Genomic DNA, 7,140 nt, shown 5'->3' on the forward strand with positions numbered 1-7,140 from the left:
CTCCCAGCATGCATGTTGAATCAGAACTGCGATGATTTGGGAATCCCACGACTCTTATAAATCTCATCCCGCTCTAGCGCGCTCGCCAGCTCTTATGATCTCTGCCCCATCGGGATGTAAGCCTTCGCCTTGGGGACCCGAAAGCCACGCTCGAAGCAAAAAGGGGAGGGACGGCCTCGTCCCCCATCAACGGGCAAACACCTTCAAAGCCTTCTCGCTGATTTAAAGATCAACCAGACACAGCAAAGTCAGAGGACAAACATTTCGGCGAAATGGCCATTTTAGCGTGGAGAGGCGAACTCGGCGAGTTCGTCTGCCGCTTCACCGATACCGTGCGCGGCCGCGCGCTCGAGCCAAAGGCGAGCGGCAACCGGGTCGCGCTCCCCGGCGAGACCTTTCAAGAGATAACGTCCGAGCATGAGTTGGGCTTGGCTATGCCCACGTCCGGCGGCGGCAGCGTACCATTTCTGCGCTGCTGTCTGGTCGACCGGCAGGCCGTGGCCGGCTCCGTACAGCGCGCCAAGCGCAAACATCGCCCCGGCGTGACCGTCGACGGCGGCACGCTCAAACAGCTGCATTGCAGCCTCGGGCTCGGGCGTGCCTCCGCGCCCATTGAGTAGCATCTCGGCGAGCGCCACCCGGGCGTCGAGCACGCCGGCGTCGGCGGCCCGCGCAAACCACACGCGGGCCTGAGTTGGGTCGGCCGCCACGCCGCGTCCATCCTGGAGGAGGCGGGCATACATATATTGCGCCTCTGCGACGCCCTCGGCCGCGCGTCGCAGCCAGTGCGCCGCTTGCCCCTCGTTCTGGCGAACGCCGACGCCCTTGGCGAAACAGAGTCCAAGGTTGAATGCCGCGATGAGGTCGCCTGATGATGCGGCCGCCTCGAACCATCCGGCAACGCTTGCACCGTCGTCGGGCTCGCCGGCTCCTTTGAGGACAAGATTGGCGAGGTCGGTCTGTGCCTCCTGATTGCCGCCATTTGCAGAAGTGCGCAGCCAGCGTGCCCCTTCCTCGACGTCCTCGGCCACACCGTTTCCCGTCAAATAGAGCGAGGCCAAAGCGCGGGCGGCGGCCTGGTGGCCCGCTTCGGCCGCCCGCCGATACCAGTTCGCGGCTTCCGCAAAATCCGGTCGCTGCGTCTTCGCATAGCGATCGCCCAGGAGATAGGCTGCCTCGATATTGCCAGCCAAGGCGGCACGCCGCATCCACGCCTCTCCGGCAGCGACATCATGGTCGATGAGGCCACCATCGATCAACGCTAATCCCAACCGAAACTGGGCTGAGGGAAGGCCCTTTTCCGCTGCAGCCTGATAGAGTTGCGCAGCTGCAGCCATGTCGCGTTCCACGCCGAGCCCGTGCTCGCTAAGGACTGCGAGAAGATAGATTGCGGTCGGCAGGCCGGCGTCGGCCGCGCGTCTCACCTCGTCCGCAATCCTGGCCCTGTTCTCGCGCTTGCCGAGGCGAGCCAGCGACAAGGCAAAGCCCAGGCACCCTTCGGGGCAGCCGGCGGAAGCCGACTTCTCGTACCAGCGGTGTGCCGCATCGACATCGCGCATCGATGTGGGGCCGCTGGTAAGGATATAGCCGAGGATCGCCTGTCCCGTGGCCGAGCCTGCCTCGGCCGCCTTGGTGGCAAAGTCGAAAGCGGCCGTGAAGTCTGGTTTCCCCGAGGAATCAGGTTTGAACAAATGCCCGGATTCGGAGCCGCTGCCGTCAGCTTCCGCCGTCACCAGCCCGGTGACGTGGAGAGCGGCGAGGAGCGCCTGCGCATCGGCACTCCCATGGTTGGCTGCCCGAAGCAGCCATCGCGCGCCTTCCATGCGGCTCGGCGGCACACCCGAGCCTTCCAGATAGCACCGCGCGACCCGGTACTCGGCGTCGACAATCCCCGCGCGCGCCGCTACCGCCATCAGCGGAAAGGCTTCAGCGACCTTGCCGCTGTCAGACAGATGGATCGCCCGGCGTAACGATGCCGCCGGGCTGGCGAAACCAGTCAGCCGATCCAGGATTGTCATCGATCCGAGCCTTTGATTCCTCCGGTACTCTATGGCTCCCGCATCGCCTCCTGGCCGATCGGCAGCATCACACCGAGAATGTACTTGAGTATCGTGCGCCGGCCGACCTTGACGTCGGCGGTCACCGGCATGCCGGGGCTGACGGTGAAACCGGCGGGCACACCGTGGAGGGCGACCTGGTCGATGGAAATCCGCGTCCGATAGAACGGCTCGGCGTCGGAAGGCAGCATGGCCAGGGAGCTGTTCGGATCGCGCGCTTGCTCTTGCGCCGAGAAGGAGTCGGGGCTGAGTGCCCGCACAGTGCCATGGGCGAGGCCGTATTGCGAATAGGGGAAGGTGTCGAACTTGATAACCACCGGGTCGCCGACATGCACAAAACCGCTGCTCCTGCCAACGATGTTCGTCTCGATCTCGAGCGGCGCATCTTCTGGCACCAGCGTGATGAAGCGCTCGCCTGACTGCATGACCGAGCCGACGGAGACCTTTGCCACCGATTGAACGATGGCATCTGATTGGCTCCTCAACTCGACCAACTGGTTTCGAAGCTTTGCCTTGTTGAGGAGTTCGCGGGCGTCGGAGATCCGCGAGCTCGCTTCCGACAGGCTTTGCGAGACTTCACCCCGCCAGCCCTGAATGTAGCCGTCGCGCTCGGCGGCCACGCCTGCTTGCTGGCGCTTGGCGGCTTCGGCGGTCTGCTCGGCATTGCCGAGCGCCCGGGACATTTCCGCCCGGTTGTCCTCGGCCAGGAGCGTGTTGAGGCGGCTTCCCACCTGCCTTGCCTCGAGCTGCTTGCGCATCTGTTCGATCGAGTCGGCGACCGTGAGTCGCTGGCGATAGCCGTCGGCATCCGATTGCGATCGCGAAATCACCGAACTGAGTTCGTCACGTTGGCGTTCGAAACTCTCCACCTTGGCGTCGTAAACCGCCTTGCGGTGTTCGAATATCGACATCTGCAGGGTCCAGCTCGGATCGAGGCCGTTGTAGGTGAATGCCTGCCCGCTGGCCTCCGCCTTTAACCGCGCCACCTCGGCTTCAAGCGTCGAAACCTGCATCGCCAGCGCCGCCAGGTCGGCTGAGGCAAAGGTCGCGTCGAGGCGGGCAAGCAACTGGCCGGCCTGGACGCGCTGTCCCTCCCGCACCTCGATCGAGCGAACAATCGCTGTATCCAGCGGTTGCACGACTATGTTGGGGGATTGCGATACCACCAGCCCTCTGGTCGTTACGACCTGATCGACCGGCATCAGCCCAGCCAGGGCGATCAGCGCGATGACCAGGCTGGAAACGATCCAGACGATGCCGCGCGCAGCCCGTGGAACAGGCGCGTTGGCGACAGCCGTCGACGGCCATTGGAACTCGAGTATGGCCGGCGTCGTCGGATCCCTCGTTTCCATCCGATGCCGCCGAGCGGGGAGGGCGGTGAGAGAGGTGCTACTCATGATTGCCAGACCTGATGCGAGTGAGCCGCCCGACATGGTCAAACCAACCGCGGCGGAACGGCGACCGGGCGGCCGTGGCGGCCGTCGAGGTGCCGGTTCTGCTGCGACCACAACTGGCGATAGAGCGCGCATCGTTCCAGCAGGGTCGCGTGCGGCGCGACGTCGAGAACCTTGCCCTGATCCATGACCAGTATGTTATCGCACTCGGTAAGCGAGGAGAGCCGGTGCGAAACGATGATCATCGTGCGCCCGCTGGCGATGCGCATGAGGTTGGCGCTGACCACCGCTTCGCTCTCCGGGTCGAGTGCGCTGGTCGCTTCGTCGAGGATGAGGATGGTCGGATCGTGGATGAGGGCGCGCGCGATTGCCAGCCGCTGCTTTTGACCGCCTGACAAATTGGGCGAACCTTCCTCGATGTAGGTGTCGTAGCCATTGGGCATGCGTTCGATGAATTCCTGGGCGCCGGCGAGGTGCGCCGCACGCATGGCATCGGAAAGCGTCAGGCCTGCGCGCCCGGCGATGATGTTGTCGCGGATCGATCCGCGGAACAGAAAGTTGTCTTGGAGGACCACGCCGAGCCCTTGGCGAAGATGGCGCAGGTTGATCTCCTTCAGGTCGACGCCATCGAGCTTGAGAAACCCGCTGTAGTCGCGGTTGATTCCTTGCAGGAGGCGCGCGATGGTCGACTTTCCCGAACCGCTGCGCCCGACAATGCCAAACATGCTGCCGGCGGGAATGTGGAAGCTGACCCGGTCGAGCGCCGGTGTCTTTGTCGCGATATAGCTGAAGGTCAGGTCGCTGAACGTGACCTCGCCGACGAGCCTGGGCCTGAGGCCGGTGGAATTCGAACTGCTCTCCAGCGGCCGGTTGAGAACCGACGCTGCCTCGCCGATCGCCGCACCGACCTCCTCGTAGTCTTCGACCAGTCGCGCCAAGCCGACCAGCGGCTGCGCTACACGCTGGGAGATCATCATGAAGGCGAACAGGCCGCCGACCATATAGCCCGAGCGGTCGTTCATCGCGAGATAGGCGCCGATCAGCATGGTGCCGAGCACCATCAAACGTTCGATCGGCGTGACCATGGTCTGCGGCCAGCTTGCCAGCTGTCCAAAGGCGAGACGCGCCTTTCCCGCTTCCGCCACCCGCTCGTCCCAGAGCGCCTTGCGCTGCGGCTCGAGGCCGAGCGCCTTCACCGTCTTGATGCCGACGACAGTTTCGCCGAGCGCCGCCGCCTTCCAGGTCTCTGCTTCGACCACCCTCTGGTATCTCCGGCGCAGCGGTCTGAGAAACGCAAGGATGATCAGCATGATCACGACCGCGCAGGTCAGCACGATCCAGGCGAGGCTAGCGTTGATATAGAACATGACCGGCACCAGCACGCAGAGCGTGATCATATCCAGGAACGTGCTGAGGAGCTTTCCGGTCAGGAATTCGCGGATACGATAGACTTGAGCCAAGTGATACATCGTCTCGCCAGCCGGATGGCGCTCGAAATAATCGAGCGGCAGGCGCAAGAGCCGGCTGAAGACGTGCAGCTGCAGCTTGGTGTCCAGACGCGCGCCGACGACATTGATGATCAGTCGCCGCGCATGGCCAAGCAGAGTCTCGTAGACGAAAACCACGGCGATCACCGCGGACAACAGCACCAGCGTCGAGATGCTGTTGAACTGCAGCACCTTGTTGACCACCGTCATGACAATGAGCGGCGGCAGGATGGTAAGGACGCTCAGCGTGAACGAGGCGATGGTGATATCGCGCAAGGCATGGCTTTCGAGACGCACCAGTTCGGCGAGCCAGCGAAGGGTGAAGGGGGCGTCCGCCGCGACATAGGACCGTGTGGCGCGCAGCAGCAGTGCCTCGCCCGTCCAAACCTGCGACAGCCGCAACTCGTCAATGGCGACGGCTTCACCATCGTCGGGTGCATCCGCACTTTTCAGGAAGACGACGTTTCGCTCGGCGCTCGCGCCGATAAGCAAAGCCGCGCCGCCATCGTTGAACAACAAGACGACCGGTCCGGCGTCCTGGAAGCGCAGAAGGTGGGACCAGCGTATGCGCACGGCGCGTGACCACATGCCGGCGTCCTGCGCCCACTGCGACAGATCGGCGGCGGCCGGAACCGCGCTCACGGCCTTGAATTCGTTGGGGTCAAGTTCGACGCCATGATAGCGGGCGGCCCGCAGCATCGCCTTGAGGCGTGGCCCGATCATGTCGCATTCGGCGGGACCGCCGGGAGTTTGCGCCGCCGGATCGGGACCGCTCGCCTGGTCGGCCGCGCCTTCGGTGCCGGCGCGGATCGAGACCGGCTGGATTTCCGGGTTCACGGTGATGTTCACCATGGACTTGCCTTCCGGTACGCGGGCGAACTCACCGATGCCCTGAGCAATGTGCCTCCGCCGAGGTCACCGTTCATCCCCCTTTTGTACTCCGAATTGATCCACAGCGCGACTCTCATGCCAATCCTTTTCGCGCGCGCGGATTTCGCATTGGCGCCGCCCGCGCGTCAGTCCTCAAATTTGGACCGTCTCCGTTGTCAACATTCCCGCTCACTCATGCGGCTTCAGAAGATCCTTCAGCGTCGTCTTGACGGTGTGGTCGTTGCTGGCATAGCCGGCGCCAGGCTTTGTCTGGTCCGAGGTGAGATCCGTGCTCGCCCCAGACGGCTTGTTGTGGTCGTTGCCAGATCCGCCGATCGTCTTGAGGACATTGAGCAGGTCTGTCGTCACTGTCGTGGCCGCAAGCCCGATCAGGTTGCGGAACGACGCATGACCGCCGGGGTCACTGCCGGTCGAACTCGACTGCAGGAATTGCGGCGAGTCGTTCAGCCCCAGCGTGCTGGCCGTGACAGCGGCGTTGTGGCCGCCATTTCCGTTGCCGGAGTTGCCCTGTCCCTGGTGCGAGCCGTTGTCGGCATTGTTATGGTCGCCGGAATTACCAGGCGCGGGCTGTTCTCCGTTACCGTGGCCGTTATTGGCATGACCAGTCTCACCGCCTGGGCCGGTCGCTCCGGTCGGCCCTGTCGGACCAGGCGAGCCTGTTGGACCGGTTGAGCCGGTCGCTCCGGTGCCTCCAGTCGAGCCGGTCGCTCCTGTCGAACCAGTTGCCCCGGTCGAGCCGGTCGCTCCGGTCGAGCCCGTCGAACCAGTTGCCCCGGTCGAACCAGTCGCTCCGGTCGAGCCAGTTGCACCTGTCGAGCCTGTTGCCCCGGTAGAGCCCGTGGCACCTGTCGAGCCGGTTGCTCCAGTAGAGCCTGTTGCTCCGGTCGAGCCGGTTGCCCCGGTCGAGCCAGTCGCTCCGGTCGAGCCGGTTGCTCCTGTCGAGCCCGTCGCTCCGGTCGAGCCGGTTGCTCCAGTAGAGCCTGTCGCTCCGGTCGAGCCAGTGGCACCGGTCGAACCCGTTGCACCTGTCGAACCCGTTGCTCCGGTCGAGCCGGTTGCTCCTGTGGAGCCTGTTGCTCCGGTCGAGCCCGTGGAACCAGTCGCTCCCGTTGCACCTGTCGAGCCAGTTGCTCCGGTAGAGCCAGTCGCTCCGGTCGAACCCGTGGCGCCGGTCGAGCCAGTCGCTCCGGTCGAGCCGGTTGCTCCGGTAGAACCGGTTGCTCCGGTCGAGCCAGTCGCTCCGGTCGAGCCAGTGGCACCGGTCGAACCCGTTGCACCTGTCGAACCCGTTGCTCCGGTCGAGCCGGTTGC

3 protein-coding genes and 1 pseudogene are annotated in these 7,140 nt (G+C 64.4%); all 4 read right to left on the reverse strand.

From position 1 onward, the window contains the following. Positions 1-281 precede the first annotated feature (281 nt). Positions 282-2,018, reverse strand: a complete 1,737-nt coding sequence (locus FJW08_RS32025; protein ID WP_140813736.1) for an SEL1-like repeat protein — start codon at positions 2,016-2,018, stop codon at positions 282-284. Between the two features lie 29 nt (positions 2,019-2,047). Further along, positions 2,048-3,490 (reverse strand): HlyD family type I secretion periplasmic adaptor subunit, encoded by a 1,443-nt coding sequence (locus FJW08_RS32030; protein WP_348642706.1) that lies wholly within the window; start codon positions 3,488-3,490, stop codon positions 2,048-2,050. Between the two features lie 2 nt (positions 3,491-3,492). Beyond that, entirely contained in the window at positions 3,493-5,790 is a 2,298-nt protein-coding gene (locus tag FJW08_RS32035; protein WP_224612877.1) for a peptidase domain-containing ABC transporter, read from the reverse strand. A gap of 207 nt (positions 5,791-5,997) precedes the next feature. After that, positions 5,998-7,140, reverse strand: a pseudogene (locus tag FJW08_RS32040) (hypothetical protein); the annotation flags it as partial.

Origin of the sequence: Mesorhizobium sp. B3-2-1, from assembly GCF_006439515.1 — a bacterium.
Taxonomy (GTDB): Bacteria; Pseudomonadota; Alphaproteobacteria; order Rhizobiales; family Rhizobiaceae; genus Mesorhizobium.

Coding starts and splice junctions, on each gene's coding strand:
- FJW08_RS32025 (WP_140813736.1), bottom strand. CDS start 2,018: ATGACAATCCTGGATCGGCTGACTGGTTTCGCCAGCCCGGCGGCATCG.
- FJW08_RS32030 (WP_348642706.1), bottom strand. CDS start 3,490: ATGTCGGGCGGCTCACTCGCATCAGGTCTGGCAATCATGAGTAGCACC.
- FJW08_RS32035 (WP_224612877.1), bottom strand. CDS start 5,790: ATGGTGAACATCACCGTGAACCCGGAAATCCAGCCGGTCTCGATCCGC.